Source organism: Cupriavidus sp. 05T313, assembly GCF_056396665.1.
Window position 1 is genome coordinate 1 of record NZ_JBFTLX010000139.1, and the last position, 24,626, is coordinate 24,626.

At 66.3% G+C, this 24,626-nt stretch carries 27 protein-coding genes; 22 read left to right on the plus strand and 5 right to left on the minus strand.

The features are described 5' to 3' along the window. Nucleotides 1-543 precede the first annotated feature (543 nt). From AC1DKD_RS25875 to AC1DKD_RS25920, 10 genes are all read left to right on the plus strand, one after another. Nucleotides 544-978, plus strand: coding sequence for a hypothetical protein (locus AC1DKD_RS25875; RefSeq protein WP_441626653.1), 435 nt, complete (start codon nucleotides 544-546; stop codon nucleotides 976-978). Between the two features lie 916 nt (nucleotides 979-1,894). Then, on the plus strand, nucleotides 1,895-2,596 hold the full coding sequence (locus AC1DKD_RS25880) for an MgtC/SapB family protein (RefSeq protein WP_441626776.1): 702 nt from the start codon (nucleotides 1,895-1,897) through the stop codon (nucleotides 2,594-2,596). A 27-nt stretch (nucleotides 2,597-2,623) separates the two neighbouring features. Next, on the plus strand, nucleotides 2,624-2,980 hold the full coding sequence (locus AC1DKD_RS25885; protein ID WP_441626655.1) for a hypothetical protein: 357 nt from the start codon (nucleotides 2,624-2,626) through the stop codon (nucleotides 2,978-2,980). Nucleotides 2,981-3,404: 424 nt separating this feature from the next. Then, the gene (locus AC1DKD_RS25890) at nucleotides 3,405-4,571 is read left to right on the plus strand and encodes an efflux RND transporter periplasmic adaptor subunit (protein ID WP_441626657.1); all 1,167 of its coding nucleotides are present in this window, start codon (nucleotides 3,405-3,407) and stop codon (nucleotides 4,569-4,571) included. Further along, the gene (locus AC1DKD_RS25895; protein WP_441626659.1) at nucleotides 4,564-7,704 is read left to right on the plus strand and encodes an efflux RND transporter permease subunit; all 3,141 of its coding nucleotides are present in this window, start codon (nucleotides 4,564-4,566) and stop codon (nucleotides 7,702-7,704) included. Before AC1DKD_RS25890 ends, AC1DKD_RS25895 begins: the two co-directional genes overlap by 8 nt. A 10-nt stretch (nucleotides 7,705-7,714) precedes the next feature. Beyond that, the gene (locus AC1DKD_RS25900; RefSeq protein ID WP_477143862.1) at nucleotides 7,715-9,085 is read left to right on the plus strand and encodes a TolC family protein; all 1,371 of its coding nucleotides are present in this window, start codon (nucleotides 7,715-7,717) and stop codon (nucleotides 9,083-9,085) included. 70 nt (nucleotides 9,086-9,155) lie between these two features. Continuing rightward, complete coding sequence (locus AC1DKD_RS25905) at nucleotides 9,156-9,575, plus strand: hypothetical protein (protein ID WP_441626665.1); 420 nt, start codon at nucleotides 9,156-9,158, stop codon at nucleotides 9,573-9,575. A 137-nt stretch (nucleotides 9,576-9,712) separates the two neighbouring features. Next, nucleotides 9,713-9,988: a plasmid mobilization protein gene (locus tag AC1DKD_RS25910; protein WP_045237533.1), complete on the plus strand. Its 276-nt coding sequence runs from the start codon at nucleotides 9,713-9,715 to the stop codon at nucleotides 9,986-9,988. Further along, nucleotides 9,988-10,179: a hypothetical protein gene (locus tag AC1DKD_RS25915; protein WP_477102949.1), complete on the plus strand. Its 192-nt coding sequence runs from the start codon at nucleotides 9,988-9,990 to the stop codon at nucleotides 10,177-10,179. The genes AC1DKD_RS25910 and AC1DKD_RS25915 overlap by 1 nt, the downstream gene beginning before the upstream one ends. A gap of 56 nt (nucleotides 10,180-10,235) precedes the next feature. Further along, nucleotides 10,236-12,251 carry a sensor histidine kinase gene (locus tag AC1DKD_RS25920; protein WP_477143863.1) on the plus strand — a complete coding sequence of 672 codons (2,016 nt, stop codon included), beginning with the start codon at nucleotides 10,236-10,238 and terminating at the stop codon, nucleotides 12,249-12,251. Nucleotides 12,252-12,282: 31 nt separating this feature from the next. Here AC1DKD_RS25920 and AC1DKD_RS25925 read toward each other — a convergent pair whose 3' ends face one another. Further along, nucleotides 12,283-12,420: a YjfB family protein gene (locus tag AC1DKD_RS25925; RefSeq protein ID WP_477143864.1), complete on the minus strand. Its 138-nt coding sequence runs from the start codon at nucleotides 12,418-12,420 to the stop codon at nucleotides 12,283-12,285. A 153-nt stretch (nucleotides 12,421-12,573) separates the two neighbouring features. Between AC1DKD_RS25925 and AC1DKD_RS25930 the strand changes: the two genes are divergently transcribed. After that, on the plus strand, nucleotides 12,574-13,494 hold the full coding sequence (locus AC1DKD_RS25930) for a S1C family serine protease (RefSeq protein ID WP_477143865.1): 921 nt from the start codon (nucleotides 12,574-12,576) through the stop codon (nucleotides 13,492-13,494). A 229-nt stretch (nucleotides 13,495-13,723) separates the two neighbouring features. After that, nucleotides 13,724-14,935, plus strand: a complete 1,212-nt coding sequence (gene serA / locus AC1DKD_RS25935) for a phosphoglycerate dehydrogenase (RefSeq protein WP_441626676.1) — start codon at nucleotides 13,724-13,726, stop codon at nucleotides 14,933-14,935. A gap of 29 nt (nucleotides 14,936-14,964) precedes the next feature. On the opposite strand, the gene AC1DKD_RS25940 is transcribed toward serA, so the two are convergent. Continuing rightward, nucleotides 14,965-15,231, minus strand: coding sequence for an H-NS family nucleoid-associated regulatory protein (locus tag AC1DKD_RS25940; RefSeq protein WP_441626778.1), 267 nt, complete (start codon nucleotides 15,229-15,231; stop codon nucleotides 14,965-14,967). On the opposite strand from AC1DKD_RS25940, the gene AC1DKD_RS25945 reads away from it, so the two are divergent. The 5 genes from AC1DKD_RS25945 to AC1DKD_RS25965 all read left to right on the plus strand — a co-directional run bounded on the left by AC1DKD_RS25945 (nucleotide 15,113) and on the right by AC1DKD_RS25965 (nucleotide 19,111). Further along, on the plus strand, nucleotides 15,113-15,796 hold the full coding sequence (locus AC1DKD_RS25945; protein WP_441626780.1) for a hypothetical protein: 684 nt from the start codon (nucleotides 15,113-15,115) through the stop codon (nucleotides 15,794-15,796). The two genes, AC1DKD_RS25940 and AC1DKD_RS25945, sit on opposite strands and share 119 nt — an antisense overlap. A gap of 292 nt (nucleotides 15,797-16,088) precedes the next feature. Beyond that, complete coding sequence (locus AC1DKD_RS25950) at nucleotides 16,089-16,811, plus strand: DUF4198 domain-containing protein (protein ID WP_477143866.1); 723 nt, start codon at nucleotides 16,089-16,091, stop codon at nucleotides 16,809-16,811. A gap of 13 nt (nucleotides 16,812-16,824) precedes the next feature. Next, a complete protein-coding gene (locus tag AC1DKD_RS25955; protein ID WP_276289088.1) occupies nucleotides 16,825-17,115 on the plus strand; it encodes a DUF3649 domain-containing protein in 291 nt (96 codons plus the stop codon). Further along, on the plus strand, nucleotides 17,112-18,758 hold the full coding sequence (locus tag AC1DKD_RS25960; protein ID WP_441626680.1) for a PepSY-associated TM helix domain-containing protein: 1,647 nt from the start codon (nucleotides 17,112-17,114) through the stop codon (nucleotides 18,756-18,758). The genes AC1DKD_RS25955 and AC1DKD_RS25960 overlap by 4 nt, the downstream gene beginning before the upstream one ends. Continuing rightward, a complete protein-coding gene (locus AC1DKD_RS25965) occupies nucleotides 18,755-19,111 on the plus strand; it encodes a DUF3325 domain-containing protein (RefSeq protein ID WP_441626682.1) in 357 nt (118 codons plus the stop codon). The genes AC1DKD_RS25960 and AC1DKD_RS25965 overlap by 4 nt, the downstream gene beginning before the upstream one ends. A gap of 7 nt (nucleotides 19,112-19,118) precedes the next feature. Here AC1DKD_RS25965 and AC1DKD_RS25970 read toward each other — a convergent pair whose 3' ends face one another. Beyond that, complete coding sequence (locus tag AC1DKD_RS25970) at nucleotides 19,119-19,592, minus strand: hypothetical protein (RefSeq protein ID WP_477143867.1); 474 nt, start codon at nucleotides 19,590-19,592, stop codon at nucleotides 19,119-19,121. Nucleotides 19,593-19,765: 173 nt separating this feature from the next. Here AC1DKD_RS25970 and AC1DKD_RS25975 point away from each other — a divergent pair, with 173 nt between their 5' ends. Next, nucleotides 19,766-20,188: a PaaI family thioesterase gene (locus tag AC1DKD_RS25975; protein WP_441626686.1), complete on the plus strand. Its 423-nt coding sequence runs from the start codon at nucleotides 19,766-19,768 to the stop codon at nucleotides 20,186-20,188. Between the two features lie 132 nt (nucleotides 20,189-20,320). On the opposite strand, the gene AC1DKD_RS25980 is transcribed toward AC1DKD_RS25975, so the two are convergent. Beyond that, nucleotides 20,321-20,662: an endonuclease gene (locus tag AC1DKD_RS25980; RefSeq protein WP_441626688.1), complete on the minus strand. Its 342-nt coding sequence runs from the start codon at nucleotides 20,660-20,662 to the stop codon at nucleotides 20,321-20,323. A gap of 270 nt (nucleotides 20,663-20,932) precedes the next feature. Continuing rightward, nucleotides 20,933-22,357, minus strand: coding sequence for an MFS transporter (locus AC1DKD_RS25985; protein ID WP_441626690.1), 1,425 nt, complete (start codon nucleotides 22,355-22,357; stop codon nucleotides 20,933-20,935). A 248-nt stretch (nucleotides 22,358-22,605) separates the two neighbouring features. Between AC1DKD_RS25985 and AC1DKD_RS25990 the strand changes: the two genes are divergently transcribed. The 4 genes from AC1DKD_RS25990 to AC1DKD_RS26005 all read left to right on the plus strand — a co-directional run bounded on the left by AC1DKD_RS25990 (nucleotide 22,606) and on the right by AC1DKD_RS26005 (nucleotide 24,549). Then, nucleotides 22,606-23,007: a response regulator gene (locus tag AC1DKD_RS25990; protein WP_441626692.1), complete on the plus strand. Its 402-nt coding sequence runs from the start codon at nucleotides 22,606-22,608 to the stop codon at nucleotides 23,005-23,007. A gap of 135 nt (nucleotides 23,008-23,142) precedes the next feature. Continuing rightward, nucleotides 23,143-23,301, plus strand: coding sequence for a hypothetical protein (locus AC1DKD_RS25995; protein WP_160172310.1), 159 nt, complete (start codon nucleotides 23,143-23,145; stop codon nucleotides 23,299-23,301). A gap of 189 nt (nucleotides 23,302-23,490) precedes the next feature. Further along, nucleotides 23,491-24,129: a hypothetical protein gene (locus AC1DKD_RS26000; RefSeq protein WP_441626694.1), complete on the plus strand. Its 639-nt coding sequence runs from the start codon at nucleotides 23,491-23,493 to the stop codon at nucleotides 24,127-24,129. Between the two features lie 189 nt (nucleotides 24,130-24,318). Continuing rightward, nucleotides 24,319-24,549, plus strand: a complete 231-nt coding sequence (locus AC1DKD_RS26005; RefSeq protein WP_441626696.1) for a hypothetical protein — start codon at nucleotides 24,319-24,321, stop codon at nucleotides 24,547-24,549. Nucleotides 24,550-24,626 lie beyond the last annotated feature (77 nt).

The following is a 24,626-nucleotide window of genomic DNA, read 5'->3' on the forward strand; positions in this document are numbered from 1 at the left end:
GTACATGGCGGGGCCATTTTGGCCAAGTGCGAACGGTAGCGGCCCTTGATGTAAAGGAATTTTATTTCAGAATTAAAATTATTGTGACGAAAAGTAGGATTAATTAGATGGATTTTACCGAGAAGGTAGAGTAATTTCGCCCGGCATTCGTCCTTGTTCTAATAAGGACTAGCGAGAGAAATCTTGGATTTCTTGGCGCGCAAGGAAGTCTTTCTCAAAGGGCTCGGCGTGGGGTTGTCTGGCCTGAATTCCTCTAGATCGATAGAGCACTAGACCAATGTCCGGAATTCGGGAACGTCCTTGTGGACAGTGACCTCCCTCTCCTTGCATGTGGCTTGTTCGCTTGCCTGGGCGACAGAAAGCATCAGATGGCGAATCAAAGTTTTCATTCACAGGTCATGCACTACATTTAATCGGAGCATTTTGAATGCAACTCAGACTATTTCGCCTCTTATTTAGACTGCTTGATGCTATTTCATCCAGCCTGGCGGCGCGGCTCGCTGTCGCGGTGTTCTACGCGCCGCGCAAGTTTCCGGCGGCTAGATGGTGAATACCACGGTCTTCACCCCCGCAGGCGGCCTCTACCTGCTCCTGGGCGTCCTGTTGTTTTGCGCGGGGACGATGCTGGGCATCCCCCACGGGCTAACGAAGCGCAGCGGAGATGCCAAAAGAACTGAGCTTTGGCGCATTGCCCACCTCTCGACCTGCGTTGGGGGCGTATCGATCATTGCGCTCACGGTGGCGTTGGAAAGACTGTTTGCGGCCGCTGCGGTCTATACCCTGGCGCCCTTCTCTGCGGCCGCGTACAGCTTTTTCCTGGCCTGCACGCTCAGTGGATTGTTGAATAAGGCGTGGGATGACGATCGAACACAGGCCAGTGCTGCGCTCATCTACGGCCTGCAGATCTTTGCCTCTGCACTGTCGGTCGTTGCGGTAGGCGGCTTTTTTGCCACCTTATTTTTGAAAGTCGCGTCATGACAGCAACCAATTCCTCGGGTTTTCTGACGTACCCCGAGAACGTTGGCCATGAGTATCAGGATCTTCGTTGCTCCATCGAAGCTGATGCACTGACCTCCTTGCTGCTGCCAGCATTCGAGCTAGAGCCGTGTGTCGAGATCATCGTGCAACGGCAACTTTCGAGACCGTATCTACCTGGTGACAGAGCACGCGAGGAGCGACGGATACGAGAGCGATTTCCAAAGTTCATGGCGTTGTCATGCGCCCGGTTTCGAAGCGATGCTGCGCCCGACAAAACCGCGTCGCAGATTGAGCGGTTTGTGCGCGGACGTAGCGTTCCCCTTGAGTAGGTACCCTTGGCCGCCCCAGCGGATACCATCGCCGACCTGCTCACGATGCTCGACTCTGCCGTGGACACTTCCGGCCCACCGGTCGCGGAGAAAAATAGTCCCGCGTCGGCCGCGCCGGAGTTGGAGTTGGAGCCTGCCACGGCTACGCAAGCACCAGCATCGCCATTTTTTTCAATTTTCCAGTGCATTTTCGTACATGTCCGATTGATATTTGGACAAGTAACGTTCTTTCACCCATCAACCTCCGTCAATCGCGTGTAATCGTCGACTTTCGCTTGACCCATTCAATTCGCGCCGCTACAGTACGCGGGTTATTAATTCCAGGGCTTGCCCAGTGAGCACTTGTTCCGACGACAGTAGTCGATCCAGGATCGGCACCTCCGCCTGACCGGAGCACGGTACCCTCAGCGACCGTGCCCCGCTTGCGGCATGGTGCTATCGAGGCCGGACGTCCTGTCCCGCCTCTCTTCTTGAATACGGCTTCACTCTTCTGACCCCGCATGCGTTGCAGCTTGCCGCTGCCCGCGTTTGCCCGTGTCATTGACAAGACTCACCGGATCTTCCTGATTGTTACGGGAGTTCTTATGGTGTGGCACGAATTCGCCCTGCGCTTGCTTGAAGCGCTCGCGCTGGGCGCGTGTATCGGTACCGAACGGCAGTTGCGCCAGCGTATGGCGGGGCTGCGCACCAACGCGCTGGTAGCCGCCGGCGCGGCCTTGTTCGTATCGGTTTCCGCCTTTACCTTCGATCCTCAAGGCCATGCGCGCATTGCCGCGCAGGTCGTTTCCGGCATCGGCTTTCTCGGTGCCGGCGTGATCATGCGCGACGGCCTGAACGTGCGCGGCCTGAATACCGCCGCCACGCTGTGGTGCTCCGCCGCCGTGGGCGTGCTCGCCGGCCTTGGCCACGCCGCGGAGGCCGCGATCGGCACCGCCTGCATCCTTTGCGCCAATTTCGGCCTGCGCATGCTGGGCCAGCGCATCAACCGCGGCGGCACGTCCATCACCCCCGAAGTGGAGATGGTCTACCGCATCACCACGGTCTGCACCGCGCAGGAAGAAATCCGTGTGCGCGGCTTGCTGTTGCATGCGCTGACGGAAATGCCGGCCTTGCTGTTGCAGTCCCTGCACAGCGAGGACACCGCCGCTGGCGGGCACATCGAAGTCCGCGCCGATGTGCTGGCCGCGCCCGGCAATGAAGGCAAGCTGGAGCAGATCGTCAGYCGCATCAGCATGGAGAAGAGTGTTTCCCTCGTGCGCTGGGCCATTCCGGCCGGCGCGCTCGAATAACCCCAAGGAGATAGAAAGGAGCTGGATATGCGTTTGTTCAACTGGATGCTCCCCCAGACCACCAACCGCCGTACCCCCCAGGCAAGCCGCGGCGCAACCGCCCAGCTGTTCCAGGTGGTACTGCTTTGCAAGGACGACTATGGCGCGGGCCTGGAGCAGCAGATTCGCCGTGAACTGGCGTCGCGCGAGCTCTCGCTGCAACGCCTGCGCATGCGGCAATGCGAGCGGCGCGAACTGATCGAGATGCGCGTGCTGGTGCACTGCCAGCCCGGCGGCAGGCCCGGCATGGTCAGCCTGGTGCAACGACTGGGCCTGGAACCGCTGGTCCGCGCGGTGCGCTGGGAAACCGTTCCGCAGCCCGAGCGCGCGCTCGCCGCGGCCTGAGCCCCCGATCCACCGATCCAAACCGATTGCCGGAGGAAGAACATGGACCCCGACCCTTCTAGCAGGCGGCGCCGAAGGCATGGCGCGATCCCGTTGGCCTGATTCCGCTTCCTGCTCCCTGCCGGAACCGCGAAACCCACCACCCGGATCCGCCAGGCTCCCTTTGCGTGACGCGGCATCCTGACTGCCCGCGCGCGGGATCCACCCCTTCCTTCCGCGCTGCCACCCACCCGTAAGCAACACGGGCGATTTCGCCCATCACCGGCTACCTGCGCGGACTTGCCCTCCCGTAGCGCCGGGGATGCGTCACGCCTGTCGATTCCTGTCGTCCGCGGATCCCGCCTTGATGCGATCCCGGCGACGAAGCACCGGCAACAAGCGGCGCGCTTGCCCTGGCGGCGGCGCCCACCCGAGGAGAAAACCAATGCAAACGCCCACCACTCGCCAACGCTTGCTCCTGCGCCGGCCGCCAGGCCTTGCGCTCGCCGCCGCCTGCGCGGCCTGCATCGTACTGGCCGGCTGCGATGCCAACAGCCTGTTCGGCGCGCATGCCAACACGCCCAGGCAGAGTACCGAACCGGTGCGCGAGGGCAACTTCATCACGGTGCCCGAGGCATCACCGCTGCGCACCCAGCTGCAGGTGCAGACCATTGTCGAGCAGGTGCTGGAGCGTCCCATCGAGGTGCCCGGCTCGATCGAGGCCGACGCCGCCAAGCTGGTCAAGATCGTACCGCCGCTGGCCGGGCGCATCGTCCGGCTGCACGCCGCGCTGGGCGATGTCGTGCGCAAGGGCGATCCTCTCTTTACGCTGGATTCCGCCGAACTGAGCGCGGCCCAGGGTGAGGCCGGCAAGGCGCGCGCCGCCTTGCTCGAAGCGAAGCTGAACCTGGATCGCCAGCGCACGCTGTTCGAGGCGGAGATCGTGGCGCGCAAGGACTACGAGCAAGCCCAGCTTGCCTACTCGCAGGCAAGCAGCGACGCCGAGACCACGGCGGCCCATCTCGCGCAACTTGGCGCCGCCGGCACCGCGCCGTCGCATCGCCAATACACCATGACGGCGCCGCTGGCGGGCCGCGTCATCGAACTCGAGGGCGCGCAGGGCGGCTTCTGGAACGACACCGGCGCACCGGTCATGACCGTGGCCGACCTGTCCACCGTCTATCTCGCGGCCAGCGTGTCCGAGAAAGATATCGCTTCGATTTTCGTCGGCCAGCCCGCCGAAATCCTGCTCAATGCCTACCCCGGCAGGCCCGTGACCGGCCAGGTCCGCTACATCGGCGAGATCCTCGACCCCGACACCCGCACCGTCAAGGTCCGCGTGGCGGTCGACAACAAGGACGGACGCTATCGCCCCGGCCTGTTCGCCAAGGTGATCTTCGCGGGCGAAAAGCATCCGGCGCTGCTGGTGCCGCCGGCGGCACTGCTGCAAAGCGGGCTCTACACCCGCGTGCTGGTGGAAAAGGCGCCCTTCCGCTTCGAGCCGCGCGTGGTCACCACGGGCGCGCATGCCGACGGGCAAGTCGAGATCCTCGCCGGGCTCAAGGCGGGCGAGCGCATCGTCGTGAAGAACGGAGTCCTCCTCCATGATTGACCGCCTCGTTACCCTATGTTTCGACCGGCGTGCCATCGTCTGGCTGGTCTTCGCGCTGGTGGCGCTGTATGGCGCCTATAGCTGGAAACAACTGCCCGTCGAGGCCTATCCGGACATCGCCGACGTCACGTCGCAGATCGTTACCCAGGTGCCAGGCCTGGGCGCGGAGGAAATCGAGCAACAGATCACCATCCCGCTGGAGCGCGCGCTGCTGGCCACGCCCGGCATGCATGTGCTGCGCACCCGCAGCCTGTTTGCGCTGTCGCTGATCACCGTGGTGTTCGAGGACGGCACGGACGGCTACTGGGCGCGCCAGCGTTTGCAGGAACGCCTGAACGAGGTGGACCTGCCTTATGACGCCAAACCCGGGCTAGACCCCTACACCTCGCCAACGGGCGAGTTCTACCGCTACACGCTGGAGTCCGACACGCGCGACCTGCGCGAACTGTCGGAGCTGCAGGCCTGGACCGTGATACCGCGCCTGAAGAAAGTCCGCGGCGTGGTCGACGTGACCAACTTCGGCGGGCTCACCACGCAGTTCATGCTGGAACTCGACCCCGCGCGGCTGACCCAGTACAACCTGACGCTGGCGCAGGTGACCGATGCGCTCAACGCCAACAACGTCAACGCCGGCGGCAGCGTCATCGACCGCGGCGAGCAATCCTACGTGGTGCGCGGCGTGGGCCTGCTGCGCTCGCTCGACGACATGGGCAACGTGGTGGTCACGAGCAAGGGCGGCACGCCCGTGCTGGTCAAGGACCTCGGCACGCTGCGCTATGGCAATGTGGAGCGGCGCGGCATCCTGGGCAAGGACGACAACCCCGACACGATCTCCGGCATCACCCTGCTGCTCAAGGATTTCAACGCCTCGCAAGCGCTTGAAGGCGTGCACGAAGCCGTGCGCGACCTCAACGACAACCTGCTGCCCAAGGACGTGAAGGTCGTAGCCTATCTCGACCGCACCTCGCTGATCGACGCCACCATGCGCACCGTGGGCTTCACGCTCACGGAAGGCATGCTGCTGGTCGGCGTGGTGCTGCTGCTGTTCCTCGGCAGCCCCCGCGCCGCGCTGATCGTGGCGCTGACGATCCCGCTGTCGCTGCTGATCGCCTTTGTCTTCATGTATCACCTGCGCATTCCGGCCAACCTGCTGAGCCTGGGCGCGATCGACTTCGGCATCCTGGTGGACGGGGCCGTGGTGCTGGTGGAGAACATCCTGCGCCGGCGCGAACAGGAAAAAGACCGCGTGCTGACGCCGCGCGACGCCATCGATGCCACCTTGCAGGTGGCGCGGCCCATGTTCTTCGGCATGCTGGTGATCGTGGCGGCCTACCTGCCCTTGTTCTCCTTCGAGCGCATCGAGTACAAGCTGTTCTCGCCCATGGCCTTCGCGGTTGGCGCGGCGCTGATCGGCGCGTTGATCGTGGCCCTTGCGCTGGTGCCCGGGCTGGCGTGGATCGCCATGCGCAAGCCGCGCCGCATCTTCCACAATCCCGTGCTGGAATGGCTGGCGATGCGCTACCGCGCCGCGCTGGAACGCGGCATCGGCCGGGTGCGCTGGGTGGCCGCGAGCTGCGCCGTGGCCCTGGCCTGCGTGCTGGCGCTTGGCGCCAGCATCGGCCGCGATTTCCTGCCCTACCTGGACGAAGGCTCCCTGTGGCTGCAGGTGCAGATGCCGCCTGGCATCACCCTGGAGCGCGCCTCCGCGATGGCCAGCGAACTGCGCCGGGTCACGCGAGAGTTCCCGGAAGTGTCCTACATGGTGACGCAGACGGGCCGCAACGACGACGGCACCGACTACTGGACGCCCTCGCATATCGAAGCCAGCGTCGGCCTGCATCCGTACAAGACCTGGGCCTCCGGCATGACCAAGCAGCAACTGATCGACAAGCTGGCGGCGCGCTACGCGCAGATGCCGGGCTACACGGTCGGCTTCATGCAGCCGATGATCGATGGTGTGCAGGACAAGCTCTCCGGCGCCCATAGCGACCTGGTGGTCAAGGTGTTCGGCGACGACCTTCGCGACGTGCGCCGCATTGCCGGTGAAGTCGCCACCTCGCTGCGCGGCGTGCCCGGCGCGGCCGACGTGGCGATCGACGTGGAACCGCCGCTGCCCAACCTGAAGATCGACCTGGACCGCGCCGCCGCCGCGCGCCACGGCATCAACGCGGCCGACGTGGCCGAGCTGATCTCCACCGGCATTGGCGGCTCGCCGGTCGGCCAGCTCTATGTGGGCGAAAAGAGCTACGACATGACGGTGCGTTTCCCGGCGGTGGTGCGCTCCAGCGCGGATAACATCGGCGGCCTGATGCTGACGGCGGCCAACGGCGCCAAGGTGCCGCTGGCGGAAGTCGCGCGCATCACCACCGTCTCCGGCGAAAGCGTGATCGTGCGCGAAATGGCGCGCCGCCACATCATCGTGCGCCTGAATGTGCGCGACCGCGACCTGTCCAGCTTCCTGAAGGAGGCGCAGCCCGCCATCGAACGCGCCGTGTCCTATGACCACAAGCGCAACCAGATCGAATGGGGCGGCCAGTTCGAGAACCTGGAACGTGCGCAGGCGCGGCTGGCCATCATCCTGCCAATGACGCTGGCGCTGATGTTCGTGCTGCTGTTCGCCGAGTTCCGCAACCTGCGCCAGCCGGCGCTGGTACTGCTGGCGGTGCCGCTGGCCACCATCGGCGGACTCGCGGCGCTGCATCTGCGCGGCATGACGCTGAATGTGTCCAGCGCGGTCGGGTTTATCGCCCTCTTTGGCGTGGCGGTGCTCAACGGCGTGCTGATGATCGCGCAGATCAACCGGCTGCGCGCGCAGGACGGCATGGGTCTGCGGCAAGCGGTGATCGAAGGCGCGGCGAGCCGCATGCGGCCGGTGCTGATGACCGCCACCGTCGCCGCCATCGGGCTGACGCCCGCGATGCTGGCGGTCGGGCTCGGCAGCGACGTGCAGCGCCCGCTGGCAACCGTGGTCGTGGGTGGTCTCTTTACGGCCACCTTGCTGACCCTGCTGTTGCTGCCTGCCCTTTACTACCTGGTGGAAGCACGCGCCGAGCGCGCGGCCCAACGTTCCGGGGATTTGGAAACCGATGCCGAAGGCAACGCACCGGCGGCCAGCGCCGCGGGCCAGGCCTGAGGAGAACCCAATGCAAATCAAGAACAAGATCCACAAGAACCTGCAAGCTGCCCCCGCCCTGCGCAACACCCTGCTCGCCACACTGGTGCTGGCGGCATCCGCATCCTGGGCGCAGGACACCACCGCCACCGCTGCGGCGGCGGCCAGTGCGCCGGTACGCTTCGCCACCTATCTCGACGCGGTGGAGCGCCAGAACATCGGCCTGTCGGCGCAGCAGGAAACCATCCGCAGCGCCGAGGCCGGGATCTCGATCGYCGGCGTGCGCCCGGATCCGGTGCTCAAGTACGGCCGTGGCGACATCGAGACAAGCAGTGCGGTGTCGGCCAAGCCGCCGCGCACCCATGAATTCGAAGTTGAGATCCCGATCGAACTGGGCGGCAAGCGCAGCGCGCGCATCCGTGCCGCCAGGAGCAACCTGCGCCTGACCGAGGCCAACCTGCAGGGCTTCAAGCACGCGCTCTACGCGGATTCCGCCACGGCCTTCGTCGAGGCCTGCCGCAGCCGCGAAGCCCTGGTCCGGCAGGAATCGACGCTGGCCGCGCTGGCCAATGTGGTGCGCGCCAATGAGATCCGCCGCAAGGCCGGCGACATCGGCGGACTGGAGCTATCGCAGTCGCGCGTGGAACGCGACCGCTTCGGCGTCGAAGTGAAATCCGCCCGCGCCGCGGCGCAGGCCGCCTTGCAGAAGCTGTCGATCCAACTCGGCGTGCGCGTGGCCGAGGCCTTCGGCAACGCGCCGCTGGCATGTGAATTCCAGGCGTACGACCCCGGCACCGACACCGGGGCGCTGATTGCCCGGGCGATGGAAGCGCGTGACGAGGTCCGCATCGCCCGCGCCACGCTGGATCATGCCCGCGACAACGCGGGGGTGGCGCGCGCCAATCGCTGGGTGGATCCCAGCATTGGCTTCAGCCTGACCCTGACCCCCGGCGTGCGCGCCGGCATGAACGAGGAAGGCGAGCCCACCGGCGACGGCACGCCACGCTCGCGCATGGTCGGCGTATCGGTGTCGATTCCCCTGCCCTTGTCGCGGCTGCAGCGCGGCGAGCTGATCCAGGCCGAGTCGGAGGTCACACAGGCCATGCTGGGCTTGCGCGAGGCGGAACTGAAAACCGAGGTCGACGTGCGCAACGCCTTCACCACGTTCCAGGCAGCGCGGGAAAACCTGCAACGCTATCGCGAGTCGGTGATTTCCGATGCCGACCGGGTGCTCGAAGGCATGCGCCAGTCCTATCGCCACGGCTCGGCGTCGCTGCTGGAGCTGCTCGATGCGCAGCGCGCCGCGGACGAAACCTACCTCGACTACCTCCAGGCCCAGGCGGACCTGGCGGCGGCCACCGTGGAACTGCAACTCTCCACCGGCCTGAGGCCGGCCCTTTGATGACACCGGCAGCACGAACGCCACGCATGGCACCGGCATTGCCCAATGCCATGCGTAACAGGAGAAAAACATGAAAGCAGCCAACCATGCCCCATTCCAGCGGTGGCGCCTGTATCGCCTGAGCGTGATCGCGCGGCTGGACGATGTGCCCGATGCACGCCAGGCGATGCGCTGTGCCGTCAGCGACTGCGGCCAGTACCCGCTCAACGAGCGGCAATTTCCGCTCGGCCTGCCACCGTGCAAGTCCATGCTGAGCTTCGAGGTACGCATGCCGCAGCAGCGGGCCGCGCAACTCCTGGTTGCGCTGGAACGCGCGTTGGCACCGGTTCCCATCGTGCTGCTGCGCCTGGAGGTGATGGGCGGCCATGCCGAGGCGCCCCACACGGGACGCTTCCGGCGCGGGGCCGGGCTGGTTAACGGAGCGGCGGCTTTGCCAGCCGCGGCCACGCCGGCGGCGGAACGCCAGAAAGCGGAGCCCGTGGCGGGGTGAAACCGGGCCCGCCCCGCGCGTGGCTGCGCGCGATGGGCCATTTCCATAAGCGCCTTTTTAATCACAAAACGAACTTGACACGTATATACCCGACTCCTACCATGTACATACCATGTGCATGTACATTGGAGTCCGGAATGGCCACTGCAACTGAACGGATTGTCGTACAGGTTACGGCGAGCCAGAAGCGCGCAATCGCAAATACCGCCAAGCGGCTTGGCCTCAACGTGAGTGAGCTGATGCGGCAAGCCGCGCAAGGCTTTACGCCCGCGAACGATGAGGAAGACATCAACGCCCTGCTTGAGCGCGTCAACATTTCCACCAAGGAGGCGAATGAAGCGCTGGACGATGCATTGTCATTCGTCGCTGAGTCCAACAAGCGTATCGCCGCGATGTCGAAAGGGAAGGCGTAATGGGTGTGACAGACAAAGTGTGGGACGCGCTCACGACCGTCATCAAGATGAACGAAAAGGTTGTCTCGCTGGCCGGCACGGTGAAGGAACAGCAGACAAGGATCGAGGGCCTGACAGAGCGCGTCATCCGGCTCGAAGCGACGCTTGACCTTCTGCTGCGCGCCAATGATGTGAAGAAGATCAAGGGCTAGGAATATCCCTTGACCAGTCACTTTAACCACTGAGCCCTCGAAAAGTGGCAACCCTCATGCCGGCCAAGGATGCCCCGCATCGGGCGGAACCGGATCGCAGCCACATCGACGAGGCGAGCGCCGGCACGGATTGTCCCGCGCGCCTGCCCGGCAAGATGCGGTTCTCGCTGTGGCGCGCAGCATGGATAGCGTTGCTGCTGATATTGCCAGCCCTGCCGTGGCCCATCCGCGCCGCGCCACTCCCCAGTTCCCAGCTACAAATCATCGACCGGGCCACCATTGGCGCCGGAGACGGTACACCGGCCACAGTCCCCCTGCCCTATTACTGGGACCGCTCCCGTCCCGGCGAGAGCGGCGGCGCCCGTTTCAGCCTGCGCTTCCCCGACCTGCCCGGCCGGCAGGGCATGGCAGCGCTCTATCTGGAACGTGCCGCCAACAGCTACGAGGTACGGCTCAACGGCAGCCTGCTCGCCCATGCGGGCAGCCTGTCGGCCCCGGTTCCCTATGCCGGGCAGCATCCGTTGCTGATCCCGGTGCCGGCAGACCTGCTGCGCCCGGAGAACGAACTGCTTGTCACCATCGCCGCCAGCGCCAGTTCGCGCGGGGGCCTGTCGCGGGTGGAGTTCGGCCCGCCAGCGCTATTGGAGGCGCACTACGAGCGAGCGCTCTGGTTCAAGGTCATGGGACCCGTGGTCATCGCCGCGGTCAGCGTGCTGCTGGCTTGCCTGTCGGCGCTGGTGTGGTGGCGGCAGCGCGACCCCCTGTTCGGCCTATATGCCATTTCCGAGCTCGGGTGGTCTTTCGGGCTGGTGGAGTATTTCATTGCCGACGATGCCGGCGCGCGCGACGCCTGGCTCGCCGCGGTGCTGGCCGGGCGCGCGGTCTTCATGTACGCGACCGCCAGGTTCGCCATCCTGGTGACAGGCCTGGAGACGGGCTGGCTGCGGCGGATGCTGCAACTCTACCTGGCCATCAAGATCCCGCTGATCGCGCTGATGGTGGCAGCGCACAGCACCCGCGCCATGGTGCTGGCCAATGTCATCGTCAATGTCGTGATGGCGCTGTCGATCGTTGCCATGCTGCTCCGCGCCGCCGTGACGCGCCCGGAGCGCGAACGCGTGGCGATTGCCGCCGCCCTTGGCCTGACCCTGCTTGTCTCGATGCTGGACCTGCTTCATGTCTGGTGGATCGGCGACTACTACTGGGATTCCTCGGTCACCCGCTACGTGTCGCTGATATTCAGCCTGACGATGGGTTGGCTGCTGGTCGACCGCTATACGCGCGCCACGCGCGGGCTGGCCGCGCTGAACCGCAGACTGGACAGTGCGGTCTCCCGCAAGGAACAGGAGCTGTATGACCTGTACCGCCATTCACGCGAGATGGAGCGGGAGCAGGCCGCCCTGGAAGAACGCGGCAGGATCATGCGCGACATCCATGACGGGCTCGGCAGCCAGCTGGTTGGCATCCTGTCGATGCTGCGCTCGGGCCGCGCCAGCGCGCAAATGCTGGAACAACAGCTGCAACATGCGCTCGACGCACTGAAACTGTCCGTCGACGCGCTGCAGGACACCGGTGGCGATCTCGCGACCGTACTCGGCAACCTGCGCTACCGGCTTGGTCCGCGCCTGGAAGCAGCGGGACTGCGGGTGGACTGGCAGGTGGAGCGCCTGCCAACGCTGGACGGCCTGACGCCGCAGCGGGTACGGGAACTCCACTACCTGCTGCTGGAGGTCTTCTCCAATGCCATGCGGCATTCCGGCGGCAGCGTCGTACGCGTTTGCGCGTACAAGGATGCCCGCCAGCACGTGCTGGTCATCGAGATCCACGACAATGGGCGCGGCTTCGCGCCGGAGGCGGCCACGCCTGGGAAGGGACTGGGTAATATGCGCCGGCGTGCCGAGACCATCGGGGCAATGCTGGATCTACGCTCAGCGCCGGATGGCACGACCGTACGCCTGGTGTTCGCGCTGGCGCCGCAAGCCRACAGCGGCAACGGCGAACCCTCCGCCGGACAGGGCCACGCCGCCGATCGCGCCGGGAACGGAGCGATCGGCGCGACGGACCGCGCCTGATCAGTGCCGACCGGGGCGCGGCCCCCTCATATCACACCTTGATGTCGATATTCTGGCCAAGATGAGGAGGATTGCTGGCGGGGACGCCGACTTGCGGCACCGATTGCAGCAGGGCTGCCGCGCTCTGCCCTTGCATGTCGAGCGACTTGCGCAGCATCAGCAAGGCCACCGGATCGGTACATTAAACATCATGGGTCGGGCGGCAAGGATTGCGGGAAACCTCGCTATTTCGTGTTTGGCTTTTGGCGCGCTTGGCATCTCCCTGGATTGCCTGGCGCTGGATTCAGCCGAACTTTATGAACGGGAATCGCCAAGCATCTGGGTGGTTTCCGTCTACGACGCGCAAGGCGTGCGCTTCGGCATGGGCAGCTCGGTCGTGATCGGGCCCGAGGAACTGGTCACCAACTGCCATGTGCTCAAGGGTGGCAGGTCCGTCAGCATACGGCGCGAGAAGATCACGCATGCTGCCAGCCTGCTGCATGCCGATGCCGAGCGGGATCTCTGTATCCTGCGTGCCAAGGGCCTGACCGCCCCGGCCGTGAAGATCGCGCCGTTGTCCGCGCTCAAGGTCGGGCAGAAGGTCTATGCCATCGGCGCGCCGCGCGGCTATGAACTGACGCTCAGCGATGGCCTGCTCTCCTCCCTGAACAAGGATGAACGAGACCGCATCGTCCGCCTCCAGACCACCGCGCCGATCTCGCCCGGCTCCAGCGGCGGCGGGCTGTTCAATGCGCAAGGCCAACTCGTCGGCATCACCTACCTGATGCGGACCGACGCGCAAAATCTCAACTTCGCCATTCCCGCGCAGTGGATCGCCGAGGTGCCGGCGCGTTCCGCCCAGGCGCAGCAGTCCTCCCGGAACGAGATGGTTGCGATGGCTGTCCCCGCGACCACGGCGGCGTCCCCGCCACGCCCCGTTGCCGGCCCGCAGGGCAGGCCACTGACCGGCGCCGAGCTGGCGAGCCACTTTGCGCACCTCGGCCGGGTCGACGTCATCGCGCCCTCCGGCGCCACGCTCCGGATGCAAGTCCGGGAAAGTGGCAGCCTCGACGTCACCAATGCCCTCAGCCGAAGCTCGTCGCCGGGCCGTTATCGCGTCGATGTACAAGCGAACCAGGTCTGCCTGGACCTGGCCAACCCGAAGTTCAGCGCAATGCAGGCGTGCTATGGCGTGACCGAGGCCAACGGGCGCTTCGTCATGCGCTCCGCCTCAAGCCCCTTTTACTTCTCATACACGAAATAGCCGGGCGTGGGCCACGCCGCCTGCTGCCGGATTGGCATTGGCGGCAATGTGGGTGTTCGGCTGGCTTGCGCTGCGTGCGTTACCATGTCGGCGTACGTTTCGCATTGCGCATGCCTGCGCGCCGCCACTTGCGCAGGTTTTCAGCCCGGAGCCGCCGCGGCACGGGCTTGCGCTTCATCGCACCCTCGCTGCACCCACGCCGCGCCATCGCCGTCATCACCCAATCGCCATGACCTCCGCACTACTGCTTGAAAATATCCATGACACCGCCGTCGAGCGCTTCAAGGAAGCACAAGTCACAGTGGAACGCCGCGCCGGCGCTCTCGCCGGCGACGAACTCCATCGCGCTCCCGAAGGCCACCAGATCCTGGGCATCCGCTCGGCCACGCACCTGGGCGCCGCTGAAATCGAGGCTGCCAGGCACCTCATCGCGATCGGCTGCTTCTGCATCGGCACCTCGCAGGTAGACCTGGACGCCGCGGCCCGCGCCGGCATGCCGGTGTTCAACGCACCGTTCTCCAATACGCGCTCGGTGGCCGAACTGGTGATCGCCGAAGCAATCCTGCTGCTGCGCCGCGTTCCGGAGAAGAACACCCTGGCGCATGCCGGCAAGTGGGCAAAGGGCGCCACCGGATCGTTCGAGGCACGCGGCAAGACCATCGCCATCATCGGCTACGGCAATATCGGCTCGCAGGTTGGCGTGCTGGCCGAAGCCATGGGCATGCGCGTCGTGTACTACGATGTGCAGGCCAGGCTGTCGCTCGGTTCGGCGCGCGCGGCGCGCTCGCTGGCGGATGCGGTATCGCATGCCGACATCGTGACGCTGCATGTGCCGGCCACCGCGCAGACCAGGAAGATGATCGATGCGGAGGTGCTCGGCCAGTTCCGGCGTGGCGCTATCCTGATCAATGCCTCGCGCGGCACGGTGGTGGACATCGACGCGCTGCGCGCGGCGTGCGACGCGAACCACATCGCCGGCCTCGCGATCGACGTGTTCCCCGAGGAGCCCAAGACCAACGCGGACCGCTTCACCAGCCCGCTGCAAGGCGTGCCCAACGCGATCCTGACGCCGCATATCGGCGGCAGCACCGAAGAGGCGCAGGAGAATATCGGCACCGAAGTCGCCACCAAGCTGATCGCCTTCCTGCGGACCGGCGACACCGTCGGCGCGGTGAATTTCCCCGAGGTCAGCCCCGGCCCCCTGACGTCGCCGGCACGGCTGCTCAACGTGCACGGCAATGCGCCGGGCGCGCTTGCCGCGCTCAACACGCTGCTGGCGCGCGACGGGGTCAACATCGTGGCACAGCATCTGCAAACCAGTGGGCAGATGGGCTATGTGGTGACCGATCTGGACAAGGTCCCATCGCCGGAACTGATTGCCGCGCTGGACGCGGAACCGGCGTTTATCCGCTGCCGCACCCTGCTCAACCCGCAGGCCTGAACAACGGCGGCGGCAACCAGCCGCTGCCGTCAACTCACCCGGAAGTGCTCCACCGACTGGCCCGCGTTCACCGCGCGCAGCAGCCAGGCCGGCATGGGGCCTTCGCCATCCCAGACCTGTCCCTCGGCGTTGCGATAGCGGCGCGCGGGGGCGGCCGCAGGCGTCTGTGAAGCCGCAATGGCCGGCGCCGGTGCCGGCATCGCGCGTGCCGATGTTGCCGGAGCAGATGCCGGAGCCGGAGCCGCAACTGGCGCCCGTTTCACGATTGTTCCCGCTTTCGACGCGGGCACGGACATCGTCACCCGCGCCGGCAACGGCAACGGCAATGGCAACTGCACCGCTGCCGGGGCAGTTGCCAGCGCCGAAGCGGAAACAGGCGGCGTCACCGAATCTGCCACCGCCATCGCCACCGACGTTGAATCAGGCGCGGGCACGGGCGTTGCGGCGGCGATAGCCGCCGGCGCGGCTGCCGGCTGCGTTTGTACTGGCGCGGGATCCCGGGCCGGCCCGCGTTTGTGGGCTGCCACTCTGCGCGATGGCTTCGGCGCTACCGCCGGCGGTGCCGTCACGGGGCCGGCAGGCAAGAGCGCCGGCGGCAGCACCGGCTCCGCCACCACCGTGGCCGGGACGGGCGCGGCGGCCGGGGCCGGAGCCACCACCCCGTCGAAACAACCTGCCGCGTCAAGTTCGTCCATGGAGATGCCGAGCCGCTCTATCTGGACGCGAATCCAGACAATGGCAGCGACTTTTCTGACGTCGGCGGGAACTGAAGAAGGCATGGCGGAAGACACAATAGATGCGGGTAATGGGGGCGGGAAAATGGTCGAGGATGCGATGCTGGCCGCACACCGGTCATCCTGAAGCTCGCACATGATAGCCGAGCGCGGACTCCAGCCCCGCAACCCTCCAGATCAGCATACTTCCAACAAGCCAAAAGCCCCACTCCGGCCCCCTTCCAGACGCTGCAAACCGGCCTCCGGAGCGCCGCCGCCCGGTATCGCATCCAACCCGGGCAATCCGTCGCCCTATTCCAAAATCCACACAATTCAAATGAGAACGATTATCATATGCGTCTTTCGCAAGGCGCTTTCCGGGCACCATGCGCAACTCGGCGCCGCCACGCACCGCCTTACCTTGAAAGGACGCATAGCCAATGCATCGCCTCATTACCTCCGCTCTCCTTTGCAGCGCCGCGCTTGCCGGCACCGCCCAGGCCCATCAGGTCTGGCTGGAACAGACGCCCGCGACAGCCCAGCTGTATTTCGGCGAGTTCAACGAGAACCTGCGCGAGGTTTCGCCGGGATTGCTTGACCGCTTCGTGCAGCCCACCGCCACCCTGGTGACCGCCAGGGGCGAGCAAGCGCTCAAGGCCGACAAGGCCGCCAACGGCTTCGTCCTGTCGGCGCGTGCCGGCGCTGGCGAGTCCATCGTCGCGCAGGATGCCGGCTATCCCGTGCGCGAACGCAAGGAGGGCGACAAGGTAATCCGCACCGCCTGGACGCCGGCGGCCCGCTTGCTCGGCGCCGGCAGCACCGCCGCGCTGRCCCCCAAGCTCGCGCTGGACATCGTGCCGACCGGCCGCGCCGGCGAGTACCAGGTGGTCTACGCCGGCCAGCCGCTGCCGAAGGCCAAGGTGGGCGTGGCGGTACAGTCGGGCTGGGGACGGGAGTTGCGCACCGACGACCGGGGGATCGTGCGCCTGGCGCAGCCGTGGCAGGGCACCTACGTGCTGGAAGTGCACCACGTCGACCAGACGCCCGGCGAGCGCAACGGCAAGCCGTATGACATCGCCAGCTACGTCACCACCCTGTCGCTGACGCAGACGGATGGCCTGGCCGCGCTACCCGCCGCACCGGCCGCCGCGCCGAACAAGTAAGGAAGGGGCCGACATGGGGCTGAGCCAGACCGGCCGCTATCGCCTGAGCGTTGTCTCGCGCGTGGTGGCCGCCATCGGGGGCGGTTACGTACTGGCGTCCGTAGCCACCGGCCTGCTGGCCGTGCTGCTGCCGCTGCCGCCCGCCGAGGCGGTGATGACCGCCACGCTGCTGTCGTTCTCGCTGTACGCGTGCGCGGTGCTATGGGTGTTCGCCGCCGGCAGCGCGTTGCGTGCATGGACCGGCGTGGCCGTGCCCGCGATCGTGTTTGGCGCGCTGCTGGCTGCCTTGCGGAGCGCATCGTGAAGGCCGGTTTGCGTCAGTCGATGGCATGGCTGCACAGCTGGTCCGGGCTGCTGGTGTGCTGGGTCCTGCTGCTGGTGTTCTGCGCCGGCACAGCGAGTTATTTCAAGGACGAGATCACGCTGTGGATGAAGCCTGAGCTGCATCGCCCGGCGGCCACGCCAGTGTCCAGCGCCGAAGCGGCGAGCCGCGCGGTGGCATTCCTGCAGCACAACGCAGCCGATTCGCCGCGCTGGCTCATCGACCTGCCGGACGAGCGCAACCCCGTGGTGCAGGTGCGCTGGATGCGTCCGCCCGGCGCCGCGGCCTCCGGCATCGCGGGCGGCCGCGGACGCTTCGAGAGCCGCACGCTGGACCCCGCCACCGGCGCCTTCCTGCAACAGGTGCGCGACACGCGCGGCGGCGAGTTCCTTTATCGCCTGCACTTCGACCTGTATTTCATGCAGGCGATCTGGGCGCGCTGGATCGTCGGCTTCTGCGCCATGTTCATGCTGGTCGCCATCCTCAGCGGCGTCATCACGCACCGGCGCATCTTCCAGGACTTCTTCACCTTCCGGCCGCGCAAGGGCCAGCGCTCCTGGCTCGACGCGCACAATGCCACGGCCGTGCTGGCCCTGCCCTTCCACCTGATGATCACCTACACCGGCCTGGTGACGCTGATGTTCATGTACATGCCGTGGGGCATCCAGACGGCATACCAGGGCAACCAGCAGGCCTTCTTCAACGATGCCTTCGGACGCGCGCCCCAGGCAAAGCCGAGCGGACAGGCGGCCCCGCTGGCACCGGTCGCGCCGCTGGTCGAGCGAGCCGCGCGCCACTGGGATGGCGCGCAGCCCGGCAGGATCGACATCACGCTGCCCGGCGACACAAATGCCGCCATCAGGGTGTCGCGCGGCGCGGGCAAATCACTGTCCTCCGACGAACCGTCGATGCGCTTCGATGGCGTCACGGGCGCCCTTGTCGCAACCGTAGGCGATACGCCCGCGGCCGCCAGCCAGACCCGCGGCGTGATGGTGGGCCTGCACGAGGCGCACTTCGCCGGCCCCCTGCTACGCGCGCTGTTCTTCCTGAGCGGCCTGGCGGGTTGCGCCATGGTCGCCACGGGCGCGCTGCTATGGGGCGTGAAGACGCGCCAGGGCCAGGCCAGGGCGCTGGCCGCGGGCGCGCGCCCAAGCTTCGGCCTGCGGCTGGTGGATGCACTCAACATTGGTGCCATCGCCGGCCTGCCGATCGCATTCGCCGCCTATTTCTGGGCCAACCGGCTGCTRCCGGTGTCGATGGCGCAGCGCCCCGACGCTGAGATCCATGCCTTCTTCATCGCCTGGGCCGCGGCCGCCGTGCTGGCACAGTTACGGCCAACGCGCGGAATGTGGCGTGCGCAACTGTGGGGCGGCGCGCTGATGCTCGCCGCCATACCGGTGCTCAACGCCGCCACCACCGATACCCACCTGGGCGTGACGCTGCTGCAAGGCCAGGGGCCCGCGGCCGTGGCGGGCTTCGACCTGACGGTACTGGCGCTGGGCATCGCGCTGGCCGCGGCAGCGTATATGCTGGGCCGCCGCTCGAAGGCGCGCACGCCCGCGCGGCGCGCGGCGCGAGCCGATGACGCGGGTCTGCAGGGCGGCGACGCGAAGGGGGTGGCATGAACGCCAGCCTTGGCTTTTTCACCGCGCTAGCCTTGACCTATAGCGGCTTCGCGGCGCTCAGCCAGACGCTTGACCGCCACTATGCCGATCACCATGGCCGCGGCAGTTCCCCTGGCGCATCGGAGCGGCTGCGGCTGCATGGGCTGGGCTGGGCCGCGCTGGCCCTCGCCCTGGCGGCTTGCGTGCGGCACGAAGGCTGGCCGATGGGCACCGTCTCCTGGCTCGGCACGCTGACGCTCGGCGCGCTGCTGCTGGTGTTGCTGCTTTCCTACGCGCCTGCAATCGCCGTACGCGCGGCCCTGTGGACGGGGGCGCTGGGCTGCGGGCTACTAGTCCTGAGCGTGGCGGCCTGAGCCATGGCTACCGGCATTTCTYGTACGGCGCATACTCCTTGCCGTTCCAGCGCCAGACCGGAAAGCAGGTGCCCGGACCGCCCACCGCGATGTCGGGAAAGCCGAGGTTCTTCGACTTCAACGCCTCCGGCTGCCCCGGAAAGCCGAACTGCGGCTTCCACTGTCCGTTGGCATCCTTGATGTACAACTGCATGAAGACCCCGGCCATGCCGCCCACGCAAGTGCCGTAGAGGTTGGTGAACACCTCCGGCTGGCCGTCGCCGTTCAGGTCGATCACGGTGGCGTCGTAATCCACGGATTCATTGCAGGCCTTGTCGAAGACCTTGCCCTTGAGCGCCTTGAGCTGGCCGTTGGTGGCCTCGACGACGATCCTGGCATCGGCGGTGGGCGCGGCCTGCGCCACTGCGGGCGGGCCAAGCGCCCCGGCCACGGCGAGCGCCACGCTCAGCATGCTGGCCAGGGACTGTGGATACCTGCGCATCGCGGTCTCCTTAGCTTAGGGGTGAGGGTATGCAACGCTGTTTCTACTTCCCCTTCACTCCGGAGCAGCGAACCTAGCCTTTCGATGATACGAAGAACCCGTGAAGGATGCCAGCCACGAATGCGGGGCTATCATTACGGCCATTCCAACTTATCGCCACCGGCCCGGTAGCCATGCCTGACAACACCCCCGCAAGCCAGCCCTACGCGCTGGAAAATCCCTTTCTCGAATCCCTGGATGTCGTCATCGAAGCGTGGCAGCCGGACCTGGTACGGATGTCGCTGGTGCCGCAGGCCGCGCACGTCAACAATACGGGCGTGGTACAAGGCGGCATCCTGGCCACGCTGCTGGACGCGGCGGGGGGCTACGCCGGCTTGTTCCCGGAGAACGGCGTGCGCCGCGCCGCCACGACCATCTCGCTGAACGTCAACTATGTCTCCTCCGCGCACGTGGAACCGCTGCTAGTGGTGGGCAGGCGCGTGGGCGGCGGGCGGCGGGTGTTCTTCTCCAACGCCGAGATCACGGATAGCCAGGGCAGGCTGATCGCCACCGCGCAGGCAGCATTCCGCCGGAAGGATACGGTCTCGGCATCCTAGACAACGTGAAACACTCCCGCGAAAGGGGACAGCGAGGCGAGCGCCACCCCCGCGCCCGCCCTGCAAGCGGTTCTCATGCCAGCCAGGACACGCTGGCGCGCACCGCGAGCGCCAAGGGAATCAACCTGGCGTTCAGGCGCCATCCAGGAAGGGGCTGCGCATGCCGAGGCGCGTACCGAGGCTCGGGCCGAGCCAGCGCGACCGGTCCATATAGGCGGCTGAACCTACTTCGGGCTCCGGTTGCGCCACGGCGAAATCCTGGCGCGTCGATTGGTTTGCGCCTTGCGTGTAGGAATCGAACTTGTCGGGGCTGCGCGCACCGCCCGCATAGGGATCGGTGAGGCCGGTCCCGGTATTCGTCGCCGCACCCTGGCTGTACGGGTCGCGCGCGCCGGGCGCGGGTTGCGCCTGGGCCGAGAAAGCCACGACAGCGGCGCTGGCCAGCAGCAGGTTCCTGGCAAGATGATGTTTCATGAATATCTCCTTGGACGCCCTGAGGCGCTGGGTTGAACATGGGACAGCCTGTTGTGCAAAGCTGGACGCCTGCCTTGTTCAAGCGAGACACGTGCCAGTCCGACAATATCCGACAAGCGCCCGCCCGAGGCCATGGCAGGCATGCAGCATGGCGCGCAAACCGTGCCACGCCGCGTGGCCGGGACCAGCGCGAATCTCCCCGATTCAATGCACGCCTTACATGCCGGCCTTACAAAACACGCAAGGATGCGGCGTTCGCGCTGGCGGCATTCACTGTTTGCGCGCCGACAGCGGTGGCGCTATGTCCTCCAGTGGCCGCTTTTCCGCGCTGACGGCATAGCGCAAGGCGAACAGGCCCGCGCCAATCACCATCGCCGCACCAATGCCATAGCCGCCGGCCACCGCCGCGCGACTGCCGGTTTCGATCAGTGCGCCGAACAGCAAAGGCCCGATAAACCCCCCGCTGCCCGTCCCCACAGCATAGAAGACGGAAATGGCCAGCGCGCGCGTCTCCAGCGGAAAGACCTCGCTAACCGTCAGGTAGGCAGAACTGGCCGCGGCGGACGCCAGGAAAAACACGGCCGACCAGCACAGCGCCTGGCTGCGCGCATCGAGCCAGCCCTGCACGAAGGCCCATCCGGTCAACCCCAGGCCCACGCCTGACAGCACATAGGTAAGCCCGATCATGCGGCGCCGTCCCACGTGATCGAACAGCGGCCCCAACAGCAGCGGACCGAGCACGTTGCCCAGCGCGAAGGGGAAGATGTACAACCCTACGCGGTTGTCAGGCACGCCGTGAAACCGCGTCAGTACCAATGCATAGGTGAAGAAGATGGCGTTATAGAAAAACGCCTGCGAAATCATCAGCGCCAGGGCCACCGCGCTGCGCAGCCGGTAGCGCTTTAACAGCACATGCGCAACCTCGCCAAGGGTCGCCGCGCCGCACCGGGAAAACGTAACCGTGCCGGTTGCCGGTGGCAGCGTCCCGTACTGCGCGGTCACCTGCGCCTCGATCGCGGTGAGGATATGGCCGGCTTCCTCGCCACGCCCGTGCGAAAGCAGCCAGCGCGGGCTTTCCGGCACATCCCGGCGCACCATCAGGATGGCCACCGCCAGCACCGCGCCGAGCAGGAACGCGGCACGCCAGCCCAGCGCCGGGCCCAGCACGCGCGGGTCCAGCAAGATCAGGCTCAGCCCCGCACCGAGCGCCGCGCCAACCCAGAAGCTGCCGTTGATGGCAAGATTGACTCGTCCGCGCAGGCGGGCCGGGATCAGTTCGTCGATCGCCGAGTTGATGGCCGCGTACTCTCCGCCTATGCCAACGCCCGTCAGGAAACGGCACACCGCGAAGAAGACAAAACCGGTAGAGAAAGCGGTGGCCAGGGTCGCGGCCATGTACACGGCAAGCGTCACCAGGAACAACGTCTTGCGGCCCAGGCGATCGGCGAGCCGGCCGAACACCAGCGCGCCCAGGACCGCCCCGCCCACATACAGAGATCCAAGCCATCCCACCTGCGACGCATCCAGCCCCAGCCCGTCCGGGCGCTCCAGCACGCCGCCCAGCGAGCCCACCAGCGTGACTTCCAGCCCGTCCAGCACCCACGCCACCCCTAGCGCGATCGCCACCCGCCAGTGCCAGCGCGACCACGGCAGGCGGTCCAGGCGGGCTGGGATATCGCTTTCGATGAGTGGCATAGGCAGTTCCCGGCCCCTGGAGCCGTGGGTGAGCAGGATGGCAGGCACGCCGCCGATGAGTCCGCTGCGGCGTGCAACATGGATGCCGCGGACGCCACAGGCGCAGACGCGCTCGATGGCGAGAACGCACCAGCACGGCCATGCAGGCGCGGCCCCCTTTATATTCCTTCTGGCCCGGCCCTTGCGTGCATCCGGATCACCTGTGCGCGCTTCAGGCTCGAAGCCCGCCTCCATCATAGGCAGATCCCGTGCAGAGTCGCGTACATACCATTCTCGTAGTTGACGACGAACCTGGCGTAGCGGACGCCCTGGCCTGCGCGCTTGAGCAAGAAGGCTATGCCGTGGAAAGGGCGTCCGACGGGCTCAGCGCCTTTGCCCTCGCGCAACGCGTGCATCCCAGCGTGGTGGTGACCGACTGGGTCATGCCGCACGCCGACGGCGCGCTGTTGTGCCATCTGCTGCTGGGCGAGCAAGCGCTCAGTGCTACGCCTGTCGTGATCTCGACCGGCGCAAGGCCGGAACCCGCGATTGCCAATGCCACGGTGCGCTACTGCCCCAAGCCCTGCCACCCCGACGAAGTGGTGCGGCTCGTGCATGCCCTGACCGGCGATGCCGACACCCTTCGTGTGGATGACGCACCGCCTGCTTGAAATTCTTACCGCTTGCTTGCGCGCCTGCGGCCCGCGGCCGCAGGGCGCACGCCGGGTCGGCCATTGATGCGTTCGCCGCCACTCGTCAAACCCGACAGGCCTACAATGAATCATGGCCACCTCAAAGGAGCCGCCATGACAACCTATATGCTCTTCCTCGGGGCAATCGTCCTGCTCTACGCTTTCATTATTCGCGCCGGCTTTTTCCACAAATCCCTGCTCTATCCGGAACACGCCCATCCCTTCCACTACTGGTGGGACCGCATCGTCCATCACCAGAAGAAGACTGGTTAGCGCCCTCGCAACACGGAAGGCTCGCAAAGGCCTCCCCGCCCGCCACCCGGCGGGTTTTTTCATGCGCGGACAGGGCGCGAAGTCCGGCACCAACGGCGGAAGGCGGATCCAAGCGCCCCTTGCTGCTCATGCCAGCAACCCAGATGCTAAACTCGCGGCCTTCTCAATCAAGGCCCTCTCCTCCTGTTCATGCGCCTCACCCTATTCGCGTCGCTGTCGCTCTCCCTGGCATGCGCTAGCGCGCTGGCAACCCCGGCGGCCCCCACGCCGGCCCAGGTCACCGCCGCCATCCAGCAGTTCGAAGCCGAGCGTATCAAGCATCTGGAACAGACCGATCCGGCCGCCGCCGAACGCGCCCGCTCACCGGTTGTGGCCTCGCTGGTCGCCTCGATCAAGGCCCATGCGGTCAAGGGCTGCCTGCCGGCCAGCGCCGGCGAGATCGTTTGCATCGTAGGCGTCCAGGCCGGCCTGCGCGACGGCTATCGCGCACTGGCCTTTCGCGACAACCCCGAGCCGTGGGTGCTGGTGCGGCGTGAAACGCCCGACGTGAACGGGCCCGATGCCGCCCAGGCCACCGCCGCGATGCGCGAATTCGCCCGTGCGGAACTGAAGAAGAATCCGGCCGGCGAGCATGCCGCGGAACTGACTTCGATGGCCGAATCGCTGGTGGTCAAGCAACTGAACCACTGCGGCCTGAGCCGCGACAGCGGCAATCTTGGCTGCGACGCCATGATTTCGGTTGGCGGCGCACCGGAAAAGCGCGTCACCGGATTCGCTTTCGCGCTGGAACCCGCGGGTTGGCGCTTTCTGCCCCGCTCCACGGACTGAGCGCGCCGAGCCGCCAATGGCGAGGCCTTGCGGGGGCACAAGAAGTGCCCCTTAGCACACTAAGGCCAAATCAATAGTCTTTCGCGATTACCCCGACACGGGGGATCGTTCGCGCGTCGCGCGGGTGCACAATGCGGCCAGCCCGCTACATGCGGATCTGCCTATACCGCAATACCGTAATACCCGCCTTTGACCCTGACGCTTATGTTCCAGAATCCGAACGCAGATATCGCTGCAGCCCGACGCGCAAATATCTCGAACGAGGCGGGCACCGGCACGCTGCCGGCGTTGTCGGCACAGCCCGCGCAGGCGGGAGAAGCCACCGCTCAACAACTGGCGGAACGCCGGACGCGCGCGCTTGCCGATACGCTTGAAGAAGCCATCCGCAGCCGGCCGTCACGCGCCAGGGCTTCGCGCTGACATTGCGCTTCGTGCGGTGGCGGATGCCGCCGAGCGGCGGGCTTGCCGGTTTGCGCGGCCTGGTTCGCGGTAATCAC

Bases quoted from the DNA above. Each gene is read 5' to 3' on its own strand.
- AC1DKD_RS25915 (WP_477102949.1), top strand. From the start codon at position 9,988: ATGGGTGTGACAGACAAAGTGTGGGACGCGCTCACGACCGTCATCAAG.
- AC1DKD_RS25875 (WP_441626653.1), top strand. From the start codon at position 544: ATGGTGAATACCACGGTCTTCACCCCCGCAGGCGGCCTCTACCTGCTC.
- AC1DKD_RS25965 (WP_441626682.1), top strand. From the start codon at position 18,755: ATGAACGCCAGCCTTGGCTTTTTCACCGCGCTAGCCTTGACCTATAGC.
- AC1DKD_RS25895 (WP_441626659.1), top strand. From the start codon at position 4,564: ATGATTGACCGCCTCGTTACCCTATGTTTCGACCGGCGTGCCATCGTC.
- AC1DKD_RS25955 (WP_276289088.1), top strand. From the start codon at position 16,825: ATGGGGCTGAGCCAGACCGGCCGCTATCGCCTGAGCGTTGTCTCGCGC.
- AC1DKD_RS25980 (WP_441626688.1), bottom strand. From the start codon at position 20,662: ATGAAACATCATCTTGCCAGGAACCTGCTGCTGGCCAGCGCCGCTGTC.
- AC1DKD_RS25945 (WP_441626780.1), top strand. From the start codon at position 15,113: ATGGCCGGCGCCGGTGCCGGCATCGCGCGTGCCGATGTTGCCGGAGCA.
- AC1DKD_RS25885 (WP_441626655.1), top strand. From the start codon at position 2,624: ATGCGTTTGTTCAACTGGATGCTCCCCCAGACCACCAACCGCCGTACC.
- AC1DKD_RS25905 (WP_441626665.1), top strand. From the start codon at position 9,156: ATGAAAGCAGCCAACCATGCCCCATTCCAGCGGTGGCGCCTGTATCGC.
- AC1DKD_RS26000 (WP_441626694.1), top strand. From the start codon at position 23,491: ATGCGCCTCACCCTATTCGCGTCGCTGTCGCTCTCCCTGGCATGCGCT.
- AC1DKD_RS25985 (WP_441626690.1), bottom strand. From the start codon at position 22,357: ATGCCACTCATCGAAAGCGATATCCCAGCCCGCCTGGACCGCCTGCCG.
- AC1DKD_RS25995 (WP_160172310.1), top strand. From the start codon at position 23,143: ATGACAACCTATATGCTCTTCCTCGGGGCAATCGTCCTGCTCTACGCT.
- AC1DKD_RS25975 (WP_441626686.1), top strand. From the start codon at position 19,766: ATGCCTGACAACACCCCCGCAAGCCAGCCCTACGCGCTGGAAAATCCC.
- AC1DKD_RS25890 (WP_441626657.1), top strand. From the start codon at position 3,405: ATGCAAACGCCCACCACTCGCCAACGCTTGCTCCTGCGCCGGCCGCCA.
- AC1DKD_RS25940 (WP_441626778.1), bottom strand. From the start codon at position 15,231: ATGTCCGTGCCCGCGTCGAAAGCGGGAACAATCGTGAAACGGGCGCCA.
- serA (WP_441626676.1), top strand. From the start codon at position 13,724: ATGACCTCCGCACTACTGCTTGAAAATATCCATGACACCGCCGTCGAG.
- AC1DKD_RS25910 (WP_045237533.1), top strand. From the start codon at position 9,713: ATGGCCACTGCAACTGAACGGATTGTCGTACAGGTTACGGCGAGCCAG.